Here is a 16,594-nt window from a genome sequence, read left to right as displayed (position 1 = left end):
ACGCCGCACCGTCTGAATTCGATGACAACGCTGTATGAGACGCTGCCGGGGTGTTCGTGCCCCGCCGCCAAGGCCGTGTCGCCGGCATGGCGATCGGTTGGTTGGCCGACCTGCTGTTCGGCGATCCCCGTCGCGGCCATCCGGTCGCGCTGTTCGGCCGTGGCGCAGCGGCTTTCGAGCGGCTGACCTACGCCGACACCCGCGGCGCCGGCGTGGTCCACACCGCCGCACTGCTCGCGGCGCTGGGTGTCGCCGGGATCTTCAGCCAACGGGCCGCAGGGCGCACGGGACAACCCGCGCTCATGGCGACGGCGACCTTCGTGACGCTGGGCGGCACGTCGCTCGCCCGCACCGGCGAGCAGATGGCGGCGCACCTCGGGCAGGGCGACGTGGAGGCCGCCCGGCGCCTGCTGCCGTCGCTGTGCGGACGCGATCCGTCGGTTCTCGACGCCGACGGCCTCGCGCGGGCGGCGCTGGAATCGGTCGCGGAGAACACCTCCGATGCGCAGGTCGCGCCGTTGCTGTGGGGCGCCGTCGGCGGGGTCCCCGCGATACTCGTCTACCGAGGCGCTAACACCCTGGACGCGATGATCGGTCACCGGTCGCCGCGGTATGCCCGGTTCGGCTGGGCCGCAGCCCGTTTCGACGACGCCGCCAACTTCGTCGCCGCCCGGGTCACCGCGGTCCTCGTCATCGTGTGCGCACCGCTGGTCGGTGGTTCACCGCTCGGCGCGTGGCGGGCGTGGCGCCGCGACGCGGCCCGTCACCCCAGCCCCAACGCGGGCGTGGTCGAGGCCGCCTTCGCCGGCGCGCTCGGTGTGCGGTTGGGCGGCCCCACCCAGTACGCCCACGAACTCGAGATCCGCCCCACCCTCGGCGACGGCCCGGCTCCGACGATCGTCGACCTCAATCGGGCCGTGCGCCTGTCACGGGCGGTGCAGGTCGCCGCTGCCGTGCTGGCGATGGGTCTCAGCGCCGCTTGCCGTAGCGGTCGGCGAGCTTCGCCTCGGTGGTGAGGGGCGCGTCCGGCGCCGCGTCCGCCGCCTCCTTGGCGGCCTTCTCCCGTCGACGCTGCTGAATTTCGGCGCGCACGAAGTACGCCAGGCCGATCGGCGCGATGATGCCGAACGCGATCCACTGGATGCCGTACGAGAGGAAGGGTCCTGCGTCGAGGTGGGGGAGCCCGATGACGCCGAGTCCGCCGGGCTGATCCTCGACCAGCTGCAGATACGAGCCCGTGAGCGGCACACCGGTGAGCTCGGCGATCTGTTCGGTGTTGATCGAGTACACCTGCTGGACGCCGTCCTCGCGGAACGGCTCCTTGTCCGGTACCGCCCCTTCGGAATCCCGCAGCCGCGCGGTGATGGTCACGGGCCCCGTCGGCGGCGCGGGGATGTCGGGCACCCGCGAGCCGCCCTCGGGACGAACGTAACCGCGGTCGACGAGCACGGTCGGCCCACCGTCGACCGCGAAGGGCACCAGCACCTCGAATGCGGGTTCGCTGTCGACGACCCGCAACCGGGCCACCACCTGATGGTCGGGCAGATACCTTCCGGTCGCGGTGACGCGACGCCACTGCTCGTCGGGTGCAGACGAATCCTGTTGCGGTAGCAGCGTTGTCACCGGTACCGGGTCAGCGGACGCCGAGTTGGCGATCTGGGCGTTCTCCCGCGACGTCTTGGTGTTCTTGCCCAGCTGCCACGGCGCCAACACTGTGAAACACAGGTAGGCGAACGCGAGCACCACGACGAGCAGGGCCAACCAGGATGGCCTGAACAAGAAGGCCCAGCGCTTCATCAGCTTGCGATTCCCCGGTCGGCGAGTTGCTCGTCGACCCACTGGTGCAGGCCGGGCAGCGCCGCGTCGATCACCGCGAAGACGTCCTCGAAGTCGTCGTGGTCGCCGTAGTAGGGATCCTCGACGTCGTGCGGGTGCGCCCCTGAGCGCGGGTCGAACGACCGCAGCATCCGCACCCGGTCCGCGTCCACACCCATCTCCCGCAACATCCTGGCGTGGTTGCGCCCCAGCGCGATGACGAGGTCGGCGGACAGGTGGTCGTCGGTGATCTGCGTGGCACGGTGCGACGTGGGATAGCCGTGTGAGCGCAGCACGTGACTGGCTCGGCGGTCCGCAGGCTCACCTTGATGCCAGCCGCCGGTTCCTGCGCTCGTCACACGGACCGCGTCGGCCAGGCCACGCTCGCGGATCTGATGCGCGAACATCTTCTCCGCCATCGGCGAGCGGCAGATGTTGCCCGAGCAGATGAACGTGATGTGCAGTCGGTAGGCCTCAGACACCCAGCACCTCCCGCAAGTCGTCCACGGTCGCGACGTGGGCATGGGCGGTGACCGCGTCGGGGCCGTCGAAGTCTCTCCGGCCGTAGCCCCAGCCGACCACCACGGTGTCGATGCCGTGCTCCGCGGCGCCCTCGACGTCGTGTGATCGGTCGCCGATCATCAGCACCCGCTCCGGCAGCGGCTCGAGCTGTACGAGTGCGTGCTTGACGACCTCGGACTTGGTGGCGCGCAAGCCGTCGACGCTGGCGCCCGCGATGACCTCGAAGTGACCGTCGAGGCCGAAGTGGGCGAGGATGCGCTGCGCGGTCGGCTCGGCCTTCGAGGTGGCCACGGCCAGCCGGACCTCCGCGGACTGCAGGTCGGCCAGCAATGCCGGGATGCCGTCGAACGGGCGATTCATCGCCCAGCCGCGGGCCAGGTAGTCCTCCCGGTACGCGGCGATCGCGTCGTCAGCGTCGTCGCCGAGACCCATCTCCTGCAGCGTGTGGTGCATGGGTGGGCCGACGATCAAGGCGGCGAGGTCGCCCTCGGGAACGGAGGCGCCGACCGTGCCCAATGCATGACGGAAGCTGGCCACGATGCCCTGCGCAGAATCGGTCAGGGTGCCGTCGAGGTCGAAGATCACCAGCTGCGGGCGTGCCGTCACAATCTCATTGTCCCGTACGGCCCACTAGTGTCGTGATGTGGCAAGCCAATCCCGCCCGGGGGCGCGCTATCACGGCGACCAGGCCGCAGGCCCGGGCATGCTGGACTTTGCCGTCAACGTCCGCGCAGATCAGCCGCCGTCGTGGCTGGTCGGCCGGCTCGCCGCCCGAATGGCCGATCTCGGCAGGTACCCCAGCGCCGCCGACGAGCAGCGCGCCCGGGAGGCCGTCGCCGCCAGACACGGCCGCGGCGTCGACGAGGTCGCCCTGCTCGCCGGGGCCGCCGAAGGGTTCGCCCTGCTGCCCGAGCTGCAGCCGCGGACCGCGGCTCTGATCGCCCCGTCTTTCACCGAGCCCGAGGTCGCCCTGGCCGCGGCCGGTGTCCCGTTCGGGCACGTCGTGCTCGCGCCGCCCTTTCACCTGTCCGACGGCCCGGTGCCCGACGACGCGGACCTCGTCATCATCGGTAACCCGACCAACCCGACGTCGGTGCTGCACACCCGCGAGCAGATCACCGCGCTGCGCCGGCCGGGGCGCGTCATCGTCGTCGACGAGGCGTTCGCGGACGCGGTGCCCGATGAAACGGAGTCGCTGGCGGCCGAGGCGCTGCCCGATGTGGTGGTGCTGCGCAGCCTGACCAAAACGTGGGCGCTGGCCGGCCTGCGCGTCGGCTATGCCCTCGGCCCGCCCGATCTGCTCGAACGGCTGACCGCGCGCCGCCCGCACTGGCCGCTGGGCACCCTGCAATTGGAGGCCATCACCGCGTGCAGCAGCCCGGAGGCCGTCGCCGAGGCCGACCGCGGTGCACTACGCCTGCGCCGCCTGCGTGCCGAGATGGTCGACGGGCTGACTAGCATCGGGGCAAATGTCGTTGACGGATGTGCGCCCTTTGTGCTCTTCACGGTTGCGGATGCCGAGCTGATGCGAAAGCACCTCGACGGCAAGGGCATTGCAGTGCGGCGGTGTGACACCTTCGTCGGACTCGACGGCCAGTTCCTGCGTGTGGCGGTGCGGCCCGAGTGGCCGGCGCTCGTCGAGGCGATGGCCGAGGTGATGTGGTGAGCGTGCGGCTCTGCGACGTCATCGACGTGCTCGAGGCGGCCTATCCGCCGAATCTCGCCCAGGACTGGGATTCGGTCGGTCTGGTCTGCGGCGACCCGTCGGAGACCGTCGAGACGGTGACGGTCGCCGTCGACGCCACCGCCGCTGTCGTCGCCGAGGTCCCCGACGGCGGGTTGCTGCTCGCGCACCATCCGCTGCTGCTGCGCGGGGTCGACACCGTCGCCGCCGACACCGCCAAAGGTGCGCTGCTGCACCAGATGATCCGCACCGGACGGGCGCTGTTCACCGCGCACACCAACGCCGACGCCGCATCGCCCGGAGTGTCGGACGCGTTGGCCGACGCGCTGGGACTGACGGTCGAGGAGGTCCTCGCCCCGATCCCCACCGGTGCGGGTCTGGACAAGTGGGTGGTCTTCGTGCCGACCGAAAACGCCGACGCGGTACGCAACGCGATGTTCGACGTCGGCGCCGGGCAGATTGGTGACTACTCGCACTGCAGCTGGAGCGCGACAGGCATCGGCCAGTTCCTGCCGCACGACGGGGCGGCGCCGGCCATCGGCACCGTCGGCACCGTCGAGCGCGTGCCCGAGGAACGGGTCGAGGTGATCGCTCCGTCCCGGATCCGCGGTCATGTACTGGCGGCGATGCGCACCGCACACCCCTACGAGGAACCCGCGTTCGACGTCTTCGAGCTCGCGCCCCTGCCAGGCGGCGTCGGGCTGGGCCGCATCGCCTCACTTCCGCGGCCGGAACGACTGTCGACCTTCGTCTCGCGGGTGCACGATGCGCTGCCTGCCACGTCATGGGGCATCCGCGCCTCCGGAGACGCCGAGACCACGGTGTCGCGGGTGGCGGTCTGCGGTGGCGCCGGTGACTCGCTGCTCGACGCGGTGGCACGCGCTGGCGTGCAGGCCTACGTGACCGCGGACCTGAGGCACCATCCCGCCGACGAGCACCGGCGGGTATCCGACGTGGCGCTTGTCGACGTCGCACACTGGGCGAGTGAATACCCGTGGTGTCGTCAGGCGGCCGACGTGCTACGTGGTCATTTCGGTGACGCATTACCCGTGCGAGTGTCAGCGGTTCGTACTGACCCATGGAATGTCGAGAGAACGAGGCATGAAAGCTGAAGTAGTGCAACAACGTTCGCTGCTCGAATTGGCGGAGCTCGACGCTGAGCTGGGCCGCATCGAGCACCGGGCCGGCAACCTCGCCGAGTCCAAGCGACTGGAGGAGATCCAGGCGAGGCACAGCGAGGCCAACGACCGGCTGGCCGCCTTGCAGATCGCGCTGGAAGACCTCGACGAGCAGGTGACGAAGTTCGAGTCCGAAATCGATGCGGTCCGTCAGCGCGAGGACCGCGACCGCAAGCTGCTGGACTCCGGGGCCACGGATGCCAAGCAGCTCACCGAGTTACAGCACGAGCTGGAGACGCTGGAGCGCAGGCAGGCCTCGCTGGAGGATTCGCTGCTGGAGGTCATGGAACGCCGCGAGGAACTGCAGACCCAGCAGTCGGCCGAGCTGACGAAGATCGACGAGTTGCAGAAGGAGCTGGGGGAGGCGCAGAAGGCGTGCGATGACGCGCTCGACGATCTCGACCGTCAGCGTCACCAATCCCTGTCGCGGCGCGAGGAACTGGTCACCGGGCTGGACGCCGACCTGGTGGCCCTGTACGAGCGTCAGCGTGCCCGCGGCGGTGCGGGTGCGGGTCTGCTGCAGGGCGGCCGGTGCGGTGCCTGCCGGATCGAGATCGACCGGGGTGAACTGGCGAGGATCTCCGCCGCCGCCGACGACGACGTGCTGAGGTGCCCGGAGTGCGGCGCAATCCTGTTGCGGGTCAAGGGGACCGGCGCATGAAGGTCATCGTCGAGGCCGACGGCGGATCGCGCGGCAACCCGGGGCCCGCAGGCTACGGCGCGGTGGTGTGGACTGCGGACCACAAGACTGTGCTCGCCGAACGTAAACAGGCGATCGGCCACGCGTCCAACAACGTCGCCGAGTACAGCGGCCTGATCGCCGGTCTGGAGGAAGCCGCGAACCTGGGTGCCTCCGAGGTCGACGTGAACATGGACTCCAAGTTGGTGGTGGAGCAGATGTCAGGGCGCTGGAAGGTCAAGCATCCCGACATGGCGCCGCTGCATCAGCAGGCCAGCGCGTTGGCTCAGCGATTCGACCGCGTCACCTACACCTGGGTTCCGCGGGCGAGAAACAGTCATGCCGACCGGTTGGCCAACGAAGCGATGGATGCGGCCGCCGAACTGGAGGCCGAAACATCGGCGCCGGAAGCCAAGTCGGAGAAGCACTCCAACCCCGCAGGCTGGACCGGGGCGCGTGGTGCGCCGACCCGGTTCCTGCTGCTGCGCCACGGGCAGACCGAATTGTCGGTCGAGCGAAGGTATTCGGGCCGCGGCAATCCGGCGCTGACGGAACTCGGCCGTCGCCAGGCTGAAGCGGCCGCGCAGTTCGTGGCGGAGAAGGGCGGTGTCGCCGCCGTCATCACGTCGCCGCTGCAACGCGCGTACGACACTGCCGAGGCGGCGGCCAAAGCGCTCGGTCTCGACGTCACCGTCGAGGCCGATCTGATCGAGACCGACTTCGGTGGCTGGGAGGGGCTGACGTTCAGCGAGGCCGCTGAACGCGATCCGGCGCTACACCGACGCTGGCTGCGCGATACCAGCGTGTCGCCGCCCGACGGCGAGAGCTTCGACGCCGCGGCCGAGCGGGTGGGACGGGCGCGGGCGCGGATCATCGCCGAGCACCCGGGGGAAACGGTGCTGGTGGTATCGCATGTGACGCCCATCAAGACGCTGCTGCGCATGGCGCTCGACGCGGGGCCGAGCGTTCTCTACCGCATGCATCTCGACCTGGCGTCGCTGTCGATCGCCGAGTTCTATCCCGACGGTGCGGCGTCGGTGCGGCTGGTCAATCAGACGTCCTACCTGAGCTAGGTGAGACCTGGTAAGTGACGACGTGAGCTCGGCGGACCAATATGGCGGTGTGCCAGCCTCGTAGCGACATTGTCGCTCGGAGGCTGGCAACACGAGTAGTACTCCCGCTGAACGGCGGCGTCACCCGTGCAGGTGCAGCCGCTCGCCGTGCACACCGAATATCGTGATCGCCTCGGCCGGACCGTCGACGACACCGAACCAGTGGGGAGTCCACGTCGAGAACTCGACAGCCTCACCGGGTTTGACCGTGAAATCGCGGTCGCCCAGAATCAGTCGCACCTGACCGGACAGCACATACATCCACTCCTGGCCTTCGTGAACCGGTAGCTCAGCGGGAGGCGTACGCCGTCGGGCGCTGATCCTGATCTTGTACGCGTGCAACCCTCCCGCAGCTTGCCGGGTCAACGGCCAGTAGGTGATTCCGTGCCTGACATGTGAATTCGCGTGGACGCGTGGATCTTCCACCTCGGGTGTACGCAGCAGTTCGTCAGTGCTCACCGCGAGCGCGGCGGCCAGCCGGGGCAGGTGGTCGAGTGCCAGCCGTCGCTTGCCGGACTCGAGGCGACTCAACGTCGACACGTCGATGCTGGATCGGCGCGCCACCTCCTCCAGGGTGAGACCCCGCTGCATACGCAGCTCACGGAGGCGTCGACGCACTCGCAGGTCGACACTCTCCTCGTCATTTGCCTCCATGGCAACAAAGCTTGGCACTTTGGGGAGTATGCCTGCAAGGTGGAGGCATGGATATCGCAGTGGTCCAGAGTTTGATGGCCGACGATGTTGGTCTGGCCGTTCCTGAAGGGAGAAGTCGTGTCAACGCCTGACGCAAAAGAGCACTGGGAACAGCACTACGGCGAACGTGAACGAGTGTGGAGCGGGCGAGTCAACCTCCGTCTCGCCGAGGTGGCTTCCGACCTGCCGATCGGGCGCGCGCTCGACCTCGGCTGCGGCGAGGGAGCCGACTCCGTGTGGCTGGCCGAGCGTGGCTGGAACGTCGTCGCGGTGGACATCTCGGACACCGCTCTACAGCGTGCGCGTGCGGCAGCCGAGGCGCGTGGCGTGCTGGATCGCATCGACTTCCAGCAGCACAACCTCTCGGAGACGTTTCCGGACGGCGAATTCGACCTGGTGAGCGCCCACTTCTTTCATTCCACCCTGCCGCTGGACCGCACGCGCGTATTCCGGCGGGCGGCCGAGGCCATCAGGCCGGGCGGCACGCTGCTGATTGTGGATCACAGCGGGCCGCCGCCCGGGGATACGAAGCTGGACGACCACCGCCACATCTTCCTGAGCCCGGAGGAAGTCGTCGCGTCACTGAATCTGCCGGAGGAGGACTGGGAGCCGGCGCAGATAAAAGTGGTCGAGCGAGAGGTGAACTGGCCCGACAGGGAGCCGTTCATCTGGCACGACAATGTGATCGTGCTACGACGGCGCAGTTAGCCGCTGGATTTCCACTCGCGGTAGCGGTCCGGCAGACATCGCGCGCACGGCCGATAACCCGCCGCGACGGCTGTCGGTTCGTCGGCGAAAAACACGCGATTCCTGACGTAGCCGCCGTCGTCGATCGCACGTCGCGCCGAAGGGCAGTCGAGGAGACCGTAGATCCGCGTGGCGCGATGGCCGCCGATGGTCCCCGGCCGCGACGACGCATACCGCGTGCCGTCGGCACGGCTCAACGTGTAGCGCTTCATGTTTCACGCCGCATCGTGGAAGACCAGACCGAGCGTGAACCGGCTGCCGGAGCGCACCGCGGAGACACCGTGGCGTACCGGTGACGCAGACCAGCCGCGCGCCGACCGCACCGGGCGTTCTCGGGTGGTGAACACGAATCCGTGTCCGCGTGGCAGCAGGGCCGCCGTGCCACGGGACTGCGCACGGGGACGCTGTTCGACGAGCAGGAACTCACCGCCTGTGTGGTCGACGTCCGGCTCACTCAGGCTGATGACGACCTGTAAGGGAAACACCAACTCGCCGTACAGGTCTCGGTGCAGCGCGTTCCAATCGCCGGCTCCGTACTTGAGCAGTGTCGCGGTCGACTTCTGCTGACCGGCCGCGTGGCACATCTCGAACCAGTCGTCGAGGGTGTCGGGCCACGGGCACTCCCGGCCGAGCTTCGACCACCAGTCCCGGGCGATCGGCAGCAGCCGCGGGTACAGCGCCTGCTTGAGCGCCTCCATCGGTTCGGGGTAGGGCTGGTGGAAGTATCGGTACTCTCCCTCGCCGAAGCGGTATCTGCCCATGTCGATAGTCGAGCGGAAAAGGTGGTCGTCGGGGTACAGCCGCTGGATGGCCGCAGCTTCGCGGTCGGTGAGCAGCTTGGGTAGCAACGCACCCCCGAAGTCGTTGAGCTCAGCGGTGATTGCCTCCCAGTCGCCCGACTCGACGCGCCTGTGCCAATCGGACATCAGAACAACCTCGCCGCCTTCACATCGGCGGGCTCCTCGAGTTCGAGGAGGAACTGCTTGCGCCGAAGGCCGCCCGCGTAGCCGGTCAGTTGCCCGTTGCTGCCGATGACCCGGTGACACGGGACGATGATGCACAACGGGTTGCGCCCGACCGCCTGCCCGACCTCCTGCGCCGTCGTCCCGTCGTCGAGGGCGGCGGCGAGTTCTCCGTAGGTGACCGTGCCGCCGTAGGGGATCGCGGTGAGCATGCCCCAGACGCGCTGCTGACGTTCGTCACCCTGGGGCCGGACCGCCAGGTCGAAGTCGGCGCGGTCGCCGGCAAGGTAGCTCGTCAGCTGCATCTGCGCCTCGGAGAAGACGGCATCGGAGTGCGCCTCGACGCGAGGACCGAGTGCGGCTCGATCCGGTCGACGCCAGTACTGCCGGAAGTACACACCGGTCAGAGCGTTGTCGTCGGCGACCAGGGTCAGCTCATCCAGTGGGCTGTCGATGACGCACTGTCGAGTGTTCATATCTTGTAGACGGTCACGACCGGCCGGACGTGAGATCCCTACGCGGGGCGCCACGGGATCCGGCGCGGCGTCCACGCGGGCACGTTGCGGCGGTACTCCTCGTACTGCGCACCGTAGGTGCGCACCAGCGTCGGTTCCTCGTACCAATGCACGAACGAGGCGGTGACGATCCACCCGATGAGCGCGTAGACCACCAGCCACGGGCTGTCGAAGAGCAGTGCCTGGCCCAGAATCGCGACCAGCAGTCCGACGTACATCGGGTTACGCACGAAGCGGTTGAAACCGGTGACCACCAGCCGCTCGGTCGGCGCAGCGGGCATCGGTGTCCCGCCCGCTTTGACGAATTGGATGAACGCATGGACGGGCGGGATCAAGCCGACGACGACGAACACCGCTCCCAACACCACCCGCAGCGGCGGGCTGGACTCGGGGATCTCCCACCGGGTGATCAGCCACGGACCCAGCCCGACAAAGGTTCCGGGCGCGACGACGAAGAAGGCCGCCGAACCCAGTGCCGCAGTCGAGGTGCGCACCTAGACAGTATTGGCGGGCGGGGGCGCCAATTGGGTGAGTCGCACACTGTTTCCGGACGGATCGCGGAATCCGGAGTCGATGCCGTACGGCATCTGATGGGGCTCCTCGGTGAACTCGACTCCGCGGGCGCTCATCTCCTCGAAGTCGGACTGGATGTCGTCGGTGACGAGAAACACCGTGCCCGCGAAGCCTTTCGCCGTCAGGTCGAGCACCTGCTTACGAGTCGGCTCGTCCATCACGGGTTGACCCGGCACCGCCATCAAGACGATCGACACATCGTCCTGCCCCGGCGGGCCGACTGTCAGCCAGCGGAACGTGTCGTCCATGTCGGGCAGCGAAACATCTTGCCGCACTTCCATACCGACCAGTTCGGTCCAGAATTTCAGTGCGACGTCTTGGTCGTGGACCCAGAGGTGGGCGCTTCCGATTTTCATCATGGTCCCGACGCTACGGTCGCCCGTCGCGGTCCGTCTTCTCCCCGTGTGCTGTCTTCACCCTGCTGTCGGCGGGCGGCCGGGTGTCCCGCGCCAGGATGCAACTCGGCACGCGCGCGTAGATCGCGGCCGGCGGCATCCTCGCCCGGTAGGCCGCCGGCGGCATGCCGTACACCCGCGAGAAGCTCGTGGTGAACGATCCGACGCTCTGCAGGCCGACCATCACGCAGATGTCGGCGACCGAGCGGTCGGTGTGACGCAGCAGCGCCGCGGCCCGTTCGAGGCGCCGGGTCTGCAGGTATGCCCGCGGCGATTCTCCGAACGTCTTGGTGAACATCCGGCTGAAATGCGCCCGCGACAACCCCGCCGCGGCGGCCAGATCGTCGACCGTGATCGCATCGGCGTAACGAGCGTCCACCAGATCCTTTGCCCGCTGCAGATAACGGGAAGGTGGAACCTGCGCCATGCGTTAAGTTTATGGAGCGGATGAGTTGGCTGGGCGGCCGCGGGCCCGACAGGGTTCGAGGAAAGTCCGGACTTCGCAGAGCAGGGTGATTGCTAACGGCAATCCGAGGTGACTCGCGGGAAAGTGCCACAGAAAACAGACCGCCACCGCCGTGCCTTCGGGTATGGCGGGGGTAAGGGTGAAACGGTGCGGTAAGAGCGCACCAGCATTCCGGGTGACCGGAGTGGCTAGGCAAACCCCACCCGAAGCAAGGCCAAGAAGGCCGCACCTGGTGCGGCCGCGCAGGCGTTTGAGGGCTGCTCGTCCGAGCCTGCGGGTGGGCCGCTTGAGGCACCCGGCAACGGTGTGTCCAGATGGATGGTCGCCACCTCGCTGCCGTGATAGTTCGCGGCGGTGCGGTACAGAATCCGGCTTACAGGCCAACTCATCCGCTCACCCGTTCTGATCAGGCATTATGTCGAAGATCGGCGTTTCGCTACGCTTACGCTACGCAGCGCAGCGTACGATCCGATCATGCTAAAGCGATCCGCAGGTGCGCGTGTTGAGGACCAGTGGCACCGTGACGCCCGTAGGGGCGAGCAGGTGTTCTATCCCGCCGACAACGCGGACGGGGCGCTGTGGTGTACCGACCGCACCCATTTCAAAACCCCCGGCAGCATGGTTTGCACCAAGTTGCACGGCAAGGGCAGGCGGTGGCGCGTGCGTTGGGTCGGTCCAGACGGTAGGGAACTCACGGCGTCGTACGAGAAGCGTGCCGATGCAGACAGGCGCAAGCGGCAGCTTGATTCTGACTTGCATACCGGCAACTACATTGACCCCGCTGCGGGTCAGGTCACGTTCCGCGACTACGCGGAGGCGTGGCGCAAGCGGCAGGTCCACCGGGGCACCTCAAGCGATCACGTAGAGAGCCGCTTACGGCTGCACGCCTACCCGGTGTTCGGCGACCGTCCGATAGCCGCGATCCTCCCGAGTGAGATACAGGCGTGGATTGCCGGGGTCGAGTTGGCACCGTCGAGTGTCGGGGTTTTGCACGGCGTCGTGTTCGGCATTTTCAAGGATGCGGTGCGCGACAAGTGCATTGCGTCTAATCCGTGCGATGGCACCAAACTCCCGAAGGCGGAACCTAAGGAGGTAGTGCCGCCGACGACCGAACAGTTCGAGATTGTGCGGCGCGAGTTGCCCGCTGAGTGGCATGCGTTGGCGACGTTCGCCGCCGGTACTGGGCTGCGTAAAGGGGAGTGCTTCGGCCTGGTGGTGGACCGGCTGAACCTGCCCGAGAATCCCGGCGACGGCAGCGGCACGGTGAAGGTTGATCAGCAACTCGTCCGGGCCAATCCGCTGACGTTCGGCCCGCTCAAAACGCGAGCAAGCTACCGGACGATTCCGTTGCCCGGTGTCGTGGTGGCGGCGCTAAAGGAACATATGCAGCAGTATCCGCCCGGTCCCGACGGCCTGGTGTTTACGTGGCGCGGTAAGCCCATTCCTCGCTCAACCTTTGATTACCACTGGCGCAAGGTGGCGCAGGTCGCGAAGCTGGGCCCACGGAGCGGCCTGCATACGCTCCGGCATTACTACGCCAGCCTGCTTATCCGGCACGGGGAGTCCGTTAAGACGGTGCAGGCCCGCTTAGGGCACGCGTCTGCTACAGAGACGTTGGATACCTATTCGCACTTGTGGCCGGATTCGGACGACCGGACACGGGACGCGATTGACTTAGTGCTCAAGTAATCCGCACTTTCTATTGTTTCGGAAAGTCGGACACCGCCTGTAATATTTCGAGTACCAGGGACCACTGGTGGTCAATAGGGGACAGTCCCGGTCGGGAAGTGCCGATAAACGGCGGCACTCAGAAAGAAACACCAGAAGGCACAGCCATGTCAGAAAACACTGTGTTCATTGATGCTGCCGGAATCGCCGAATACAGCGGTCGGAGCATCGACACCATTCGGTATTGGGAGCGGTTAGGGCAGCTACCCCAGTCGGCGAAAATTGGGCGTAGGCGTGTGTGGAAGCGCGCCGATATTGAGGCGTGGTTTGACGCAAAGTTCGCGGCCTGACCATTCTATTTTTCGTGATGTGCGTCACATGAAGCCATTTAATATACAAAACGGGGGGGTCCGTGAGTAACGTAGATAGTAGGGAATATACAAATTCTGTAATTTCTGTGGTAGATGCCATAAGTGTCACCAACGCACAGAACGTCACCCCGATAACCCGCAAGCGATACAAACGGCATCCCGTAATCGGTGCTCACAACGGCCTCATGCTTAACGAGGCGGGGCTATTCTCCGAACCTTCGGGCCGCACCGTTACCCCCCATCAGGGGCTTATCCGATTCGGGCGCAATGACTACAGCGGCCCGGTCTGGCCCGCACGCGGGAACATGTTCGGGCAGTACCTTGACGACCCCGACGACGGGCGCAACCGCAAGGCCAAACGGATCACCGTGTACGACCGGGTAGCCGCCGAGTTAGTCGCCTACCAGTTCCTTGGCGCTCCGCCCGCGAGTTGGGAGTTCGTCACCGTCGCTCATCTCGACGGCGACCGGGACAACCGGCACCGGGACAACCTCGTCTATGTCGTCAACGAACAGGCGATAGAGCACCAGGAGCACGCAGAAATCAAGGCGTTGATGCGCGGGCCGGTCACCGGGGCGCGGCTACAGGTCTACGCCAGCGACCCTTACGGCACGAAATTACGCAACCCGTACGGCGACGTGTGCGACGACGGCAAGCGCCGCGAAGGGGCCGACCTGGCGCGCAATCCGGCATACCTACCGGATAAGCCCCGGATGCTTGAGCGGGCCAGCTAAACACAACTTAACAACAAATCAGAGGGGAAGACGGTCATGCGAAAAGGCAACCGCAACAGCAACATTCAGATCACACCTAAGAGCTTCGAGGTGATGCTCAACGGCTCCGGGCCTAACGCCCTAGTCGGTCTGCGCTTCAACGTTCACCAGGGCTACGCGAACATGTTGGACTCGTTCACGTTCCCTATCGACGCTGACGCGGCGTTGGAGTTGGGCGCTCTGTTGATCGCGCACAGCGACTATCTTGCTGGTCGTCCGGAACGGAACTGGGACGCGCTCGCATGATCGCCGTAGTCGAAACCGCGAAGGGCTACACCATCGCTAAGGACGGCCAGGTGATCGCACGCAACCTAAACCGCGCCGACGCCGACGACTTACACGCACAGCTAGGCACCGCATTAAGGCCTCTAAGCACAGCGGTAAGCCCCGCTAAGGCGCGGCTCATGCGTTACGCCGCCGGGGTCGCAAGCGTGGTCACCAAATGAGCACAACCCTTATCGAACCTGAGAAGGGCGGCGAGCGTTGGTGCGTCAGCGTGAACAAAGGCAACCACGGCATGACGCTAGAGCGTCACAGTCGCGCCAGCGGTGAGCGGCGCAGACACACAATCCCATTCGGCACGCCGCGTGACGCTCGCAGGATCATCCTCGCCTTAGTTGACGGCTTAGAGGAACTAGAAGCGCATGCCGCTACTTAAGCCCTGCCTCAGCTGCGGAGCCTTAAGTGATCGCGCAAGGTGCCCTAAGCACCGGCCTAAGGACACTAAGGCGAGTCCACGCAAAAGGGGCTACACAACCCAATGGGACCGGCTATCAAAGCGCGCACGCACTAAGCAGCCGTTCTGCAATTCATGCGGGTCAGCAGAAGACCTCACGGCAGATCACAGCCCCGAAGCATGGGCGGCGCAAGCCAAGGGACTGCCGATAACCGAAGACCTGATCACTGTTCTTTGCAGGTCGTGTAATGCGCGCAAAGGGGCGGCGAGATGAAATGCAGCGTAGCCGGATGCGACCGGACAGACATTCAGGGCAAGGGTTGGTGCCGGATGCACTACCACCGCTGGTATCGCACCGGCACCGTGGGAGAGGCTGGCCGCAAGATTCGCACCGAACGTGGTATCTGCACCATCGACGGCTGCGACAAGGGCGACGACGGGCCACATGGGCTGTGCAGAATGCACACCACGCGGCTTAAGCGGCACGGCGACCCGCACACCGTGATCGCCGTCGATCAACGCAAGAAACGGTTCGGCCCCGACCATCCGCTTTGGCGCGAGGCACCGAGCTACGGGACGGCGCACCATCGGACGCTGCGGCGGCGCGGCAGGGCAAGCAACCATGATTGCGTCGAATGCGGCAAGCAAGCCGAGCATTGGGCTTACGACCACAGCGACCCAAACGAGCTAAGGGGCACCGTTAAGAAAAGTCCGTCGCTCATGCCCTACAGCGCAGACCCTAAGCACTACCAACCAATGTGCGCTAAATGCCATAAGCAAATGGACATAGTGCGCGACCGGGGGGCCAGGCAATTTGAACTAGCCCTAGCGGGCTGATCTGGCATAGACGTGGGGGGTAGGTCCGGGCCGAAAGTCTCCGGACCCGAATGGCAAGGCAAAGTTCGGATTACTCTCCGCGTCACTTTATGCGCGTCCATAGAGTGATCGGAAACTTTATCGGGTCCGATAAAGATGCAGGTCAGAACACATAACTAAATATTGAGGGGGGGTATATGCCTGTCCGCGCTGGACCAAAACAACAGGTCATTTCTCCCCCGTTAACGTTCAAAAACTGGCCCTTAGATCGCGGAAAACGGCGCATCAAGTTCATAGATACGTACATCTGGAACGTCGATGACGACGGGAAGCGGCGCAGGTTCGGGCTTGCTCCGTTTCAGAAAGAAATTATCTCCGGTTCGTATGCCGAGGGCATCCGTACGGCGCTTGTTTCTATTCCGCGTGCGAATGGCAAGACGATGCTTGCGGCGGCGCTGGCATTGGCTGAATTGTTCCTAGGGCCGCGATACGGCGAGATTTTGTGTGTCGCGTCTAGCCATGAGCAGGCGGGCCATGTGCTCAAGTACGCGATTCAGCTCATTAAGGAATCGCCTGAGCTTGCGCAGCGGATCGTGATTTACGCCGACAAGCTGGTGTTGCCTGAGAACGAGTCAACGTTGATGGTGCTACCGGCTGAGCCGTCCGCGTTGCACGGCTACAACCCTTCGTTGCTCATTGTGGACGAGTTGCACGTCGTGACCGACGCCGTTTGGTCGGCAGCTACGTCGGTGCGAGGCAAGCGCCGACAGTCGTTGACCTTGGCTATCTCGACGCCTGCCAACTCGTCCGATTCGGTGATGTGGCGGGTTGCGTCCAGCAGAGTGGTGTACGAGTCGGACCTGATCAGTAGCGCCGGCGTGTCGTAGCCGAGTGATTGAAGGTCATCGCGTGATTCTTCGAGAGACCCGTCAAAGTCACTCGAGCAAAG

Annotated in this window: 21 protein-coding genes and 1 other RNA gene; 12 read left to right on the top strand and 10 right to left on the bottom strand. The window is 65.8% G+C overall.

All coding sequences use genetic code 11. The annotated features are described in order from the left end of the window. Positions 1-50: 50 nt before the first annotated feature. Complete coding sequence (locus H7J93_RS23310; protein ID WP_267308666.1) at positions 51-1,016, top strand: cobalamin biosynthesis protein; 966 nt, start codon at positions 51-53, stop codon at positions 1,014-1,016. Here H7J93_RS23310 and H7J93_RS23305 read toward each other — a convergent pair. The 3 genes from H7J93_RS23305 to H7J93_RS23295 are packed head-to-tail and all read right to left on the bottom strand — an operon-like array spanning position 970 to position 2,943. After that, positions 970-1,797, bottom strand: coding sequence for an SURF1 family cytochrome oxidase biogenesis protein (locus tag H7J93_RS23305; protein WP_267308665.1), 828 nt, complete (start codon positions 1,795-1,797; stop codon positions 970-972). The two genes, H7J93_RS23310 and H7J93_RS23305, sit on opposite strands and share 47 nt — an antisense overlap. Beyond that, a complete protein-coding gene (locus tag H7J93_RS23300) occupies positions 1,797-2,297 on the bottom strand; it encodes a low molecular weight protein-tyrosine-phosphatase (protein WP_308204949.1) in 501 nt (166 codons plus the stop codon). Before H7J93_RS23300 ends, H7J93_RS23305 begins: the two co-directional genes overlap by 1 nt. Then, complete coding sequence (locus H7J93_RS23295; RefSeq protein ID WP_267308663.1) at positions 2,290-2,943, bottom strand: HAD-IA family hydrolase; 654 nt, start codon at positions 2,941-2,943, stop codon at positions 2,290-2,292. The genes H7J93_RS23300 and H7J93_RS23295 overlap by 8 nt, the downstream gene beginning before the upstream one ends. Before the next feature lie 37 nt (positions 2,944-2,980). Here H7J93_RS23295 and cobC point away from each other — a divergent pair, with 37 nt between their 5' ends. From cobC to H7J93_RS23275, 4 genes are read left to right on the top strand one after another with little or no spacing between them, the layout of a single operon-like run. Then, entirely contained in the window at positions 2,981-4,003 is a 1,023-nt protein-coding gene (gene cobC, locus H7J93_RS23290; protein WP_267308662.1) for an Rv2231c family histidinol phosphate aminotransferase CobC, read from the top strand. Beyond that, a complete protein-coding gene (locus H7J93_RS23285) occupies positions 4,000-5,133 on the top strand; it encodes a Nif3-like dinuclear metal center hexameric protein (protein ID WP_267308661.1) in 1,134 nt (377 codons plus the stop codon). The genes cobC and H7J93_RS23285 overlap by 4 nt, the downstream gene beginning before the upstream one ends. Then, positions 5,123-5,860: a zinc ribbon domain-containing protein gene (locus tag H7J93_RS23280; RefSeq protein WP_267308660.1), complete on the top strand. Its 738-nt coding sequence runs from the start codon at positions 5,123-5,125 to the stop codon at positions 5,858-5,860. The genes H7J93_RS23285 and H7J93_RS23280 overlap by 11 nt, the downstream gene beginning before the upstream one ends. After that, positions 5,857-6,951: a bifunctional RNase H/acid phosphatase gene (locus H7J93_RS23275; protein WP_267308659.1), complete on the top strand. Its 1,095-nt coding sequence runs from the start codon at positions 5,857-5,859 to the stop codon at positions 6,949-6,951. Before H7J93_RS23280 ends, H7J93_RS23275 begins: the two co-directional genes overlap by 4 nt. Before the next feature lie 120 nt (positions 6,952-7,071). Here the strand turns inward: H7J93_RS23275 and H7J93_RS23270 are convergent, their stop codons facing one another. Next, complete coding sequence (locus tag H7J93_RS23270) at positions 7,072-7,644, bottom strand: helix-turn-helix domain-containing protein (RefSeq protein WP_267308658.1); 573 nt, start codon at positions 7,642-7,644, stop codon at positions 7,072-7,074. A gap of 84 nt (positions 7,645-7,728) precedes the next feature. Between H7J93_RS23270 and H7J93_RS23265 the strand changes: the two genes are divergently transcribed. After that, positions 7,729-8,391, top strand: a complete 663-nt coding sequence (locus H7J93_RS23265) for a class I SAM-dependent methyltransferase (protein WP_267308657.1) — start codon at positions 7,729-7,731, stop codon at positions 8,389-8,391. Here the strand turns inward: H7J93_RS23265 and H7J93_RS23260 are convergent. The 6 genes from H7J93_RS23260 to H7J93_RS23235 are packed head-to-tail and all read right to left on the bottom strand — an operon-like array spanning position 8,388 to position 11,302. Then, positions 8,388-8,642, bottom strand: a complete 255-nt coding sequence (locus H7J93_RS23260) for an Ada metal-binding domain-containing protein (protein WP_267308656.1) — start codon at positions 8,640-8,642, stop codon at positions 8,388-8,390. The two genes, H7J93_RS23265 and H7J93_RS23260, sit on opposite strands and share 4 nt — an antisense overlap. A 3-nt stretch (positions 8,643-8,645) precedes the next feature. Beyond that, a complete protein-coding gene (locus tag H7J93_RS23255) occupies positions 8,646-9,356 on the bottom strand; it encodes a 2OG-Fe(II) oxygenase (RefSeq protein ID WP_267308655.1) in 711 nt (236 codons plus the stop codon). After that, positions 9,356-9,868, bottom strand: a complete 513-nt coding sequence (locus H7J93_RS23250) for a methylated-DNA--[protein]-cysteine S-methyltransferase (protein ID WP_267308654.1) — start codon at positions 9,866-9,868, stop codon at positions 9,356-9,358. Before H7J93_RS23250 ends, H7J93_RS23255 begins: the two co-directional genes overlap by 1 nt. 38 nt (positions 9,869-9,906) lie before the next feature. After that, positions 9,907-10,401 (bottom strand): methyltransferase family protein, encoded by a 495-nt coding sequence (locus tag H7J93_RS23245; RefSeq protein WP_267308653.1) that lies wholly within the window; start codon positions 10,399-10,401, stop codon positions 9,907-9,909. Continuing rightward, positions 10,402-10,839, bottom strand: a complete 438-nt coding sequence (locus H7J93_RS23240; RefSeq protein WP_267308652.1) for a VOC family protein — start codon at positions 10,837-10,839, stop codon at positions 10,402-10,404. A gap of 10 nt (positions 10,840-10,849) precedes the next feature. Continuing rightward, complete coding sequence (locus H7J93_RS23235; protein ID WP_267308651.1) at positions 10,850-11,302, bottom strand: helix-turn-helix transcriptional regulator; 453 nt, start codon at positions 11,300-11,302, stop codon at positions 10,850-10,852. 21 nt (positions 11,303-11,323) lie between these two features. On the opposite strand from H7J93_RS23235, the gene rnpB reads away from it, so the two are divergent. From rnpB to H7J93_RS23205, 6 genes are all read left to right on the top strand, one after another. Then, an RNA gene (gene rnpB, locus H7J93_RS23230) (RNase P RNA component class A) lies at positions 11,324-11,733 on the top strand. 151 nt (positions 11,734-11,884) lie between these two features. After that, positions 11,885-13,030 (top strand): tyrosine-type recombinase/integrase, encoded by a 1,146-nt coding sequence (locus tag H7J93_RS23225; protein WP_267308650.1) that lies wholly within the window; start codon positions 11,885-11,887, stop codon positions 13,028-13,030. 655 nt (positions 13,031-13,685) lie between these two features. After that, the gene (locus tag H7J93_RS23220) at positions 13,686-14,114 is read left to right on the top strand and encodes a hypothetical protein (protein ID WP_267308649.1); all 429 of its coding nucleotides are present in this window, start codon (positions 13,686-13,688) and stop codon (positions 14,112-14,114) included. Between the two features lie 36 nt (positions 14,115-14,150). Continuing rightward, positions 14,151-14,399, top strand: coding sequence for a hypothetical protein (locus H7J93_RS23215; protein ID WP_267308648.1), 249 nt, complete (start codon positions 14,151-14,153; stop codon positions 14,397-14,399). Positions 14,400-15,099: 700 nt separating this feature from the next. Next, positions 15,100-15,666, top strand: coding sequence for a hypothetical protein (locus H7J93_RS23210; RefSeq protein ID WP_267308647.1), 567 nt, complete (start codon positions 15,100-15,102; stop codon positions 15,664-15,666). A 176-nt stretch (positions 15,667-15,842) separates the two neighbouring features. Continuing rightward, complete coding sequence (locus H7J93_RS23205; RefSeq protein ID WP_267308646.1) at positions 15,843-16,532, top strand: terminase large subunit domain-containing protein; 690 nt, start codon at positions 15,843-15,845, stop codon at positions 16,530-16,532. Positions 16,533-16,594: the final 62 nt, after the last annotated feature.

Origin of the sequence: Mycobacterium barrassiae (genome assembly GCF_025822765.1) — a bacterium.
Lineage (GTDB): Bacteria > Actinomycetota > Actinomycetes > Mycobacteriales > Mycobacteriaceae > Mycobacterium > Mycobacterium barrassiae.
Note: the sequence above shows the minus strand (reverse complement) of the source record. Positions and strands in the feature narration are given on the sequence as shown.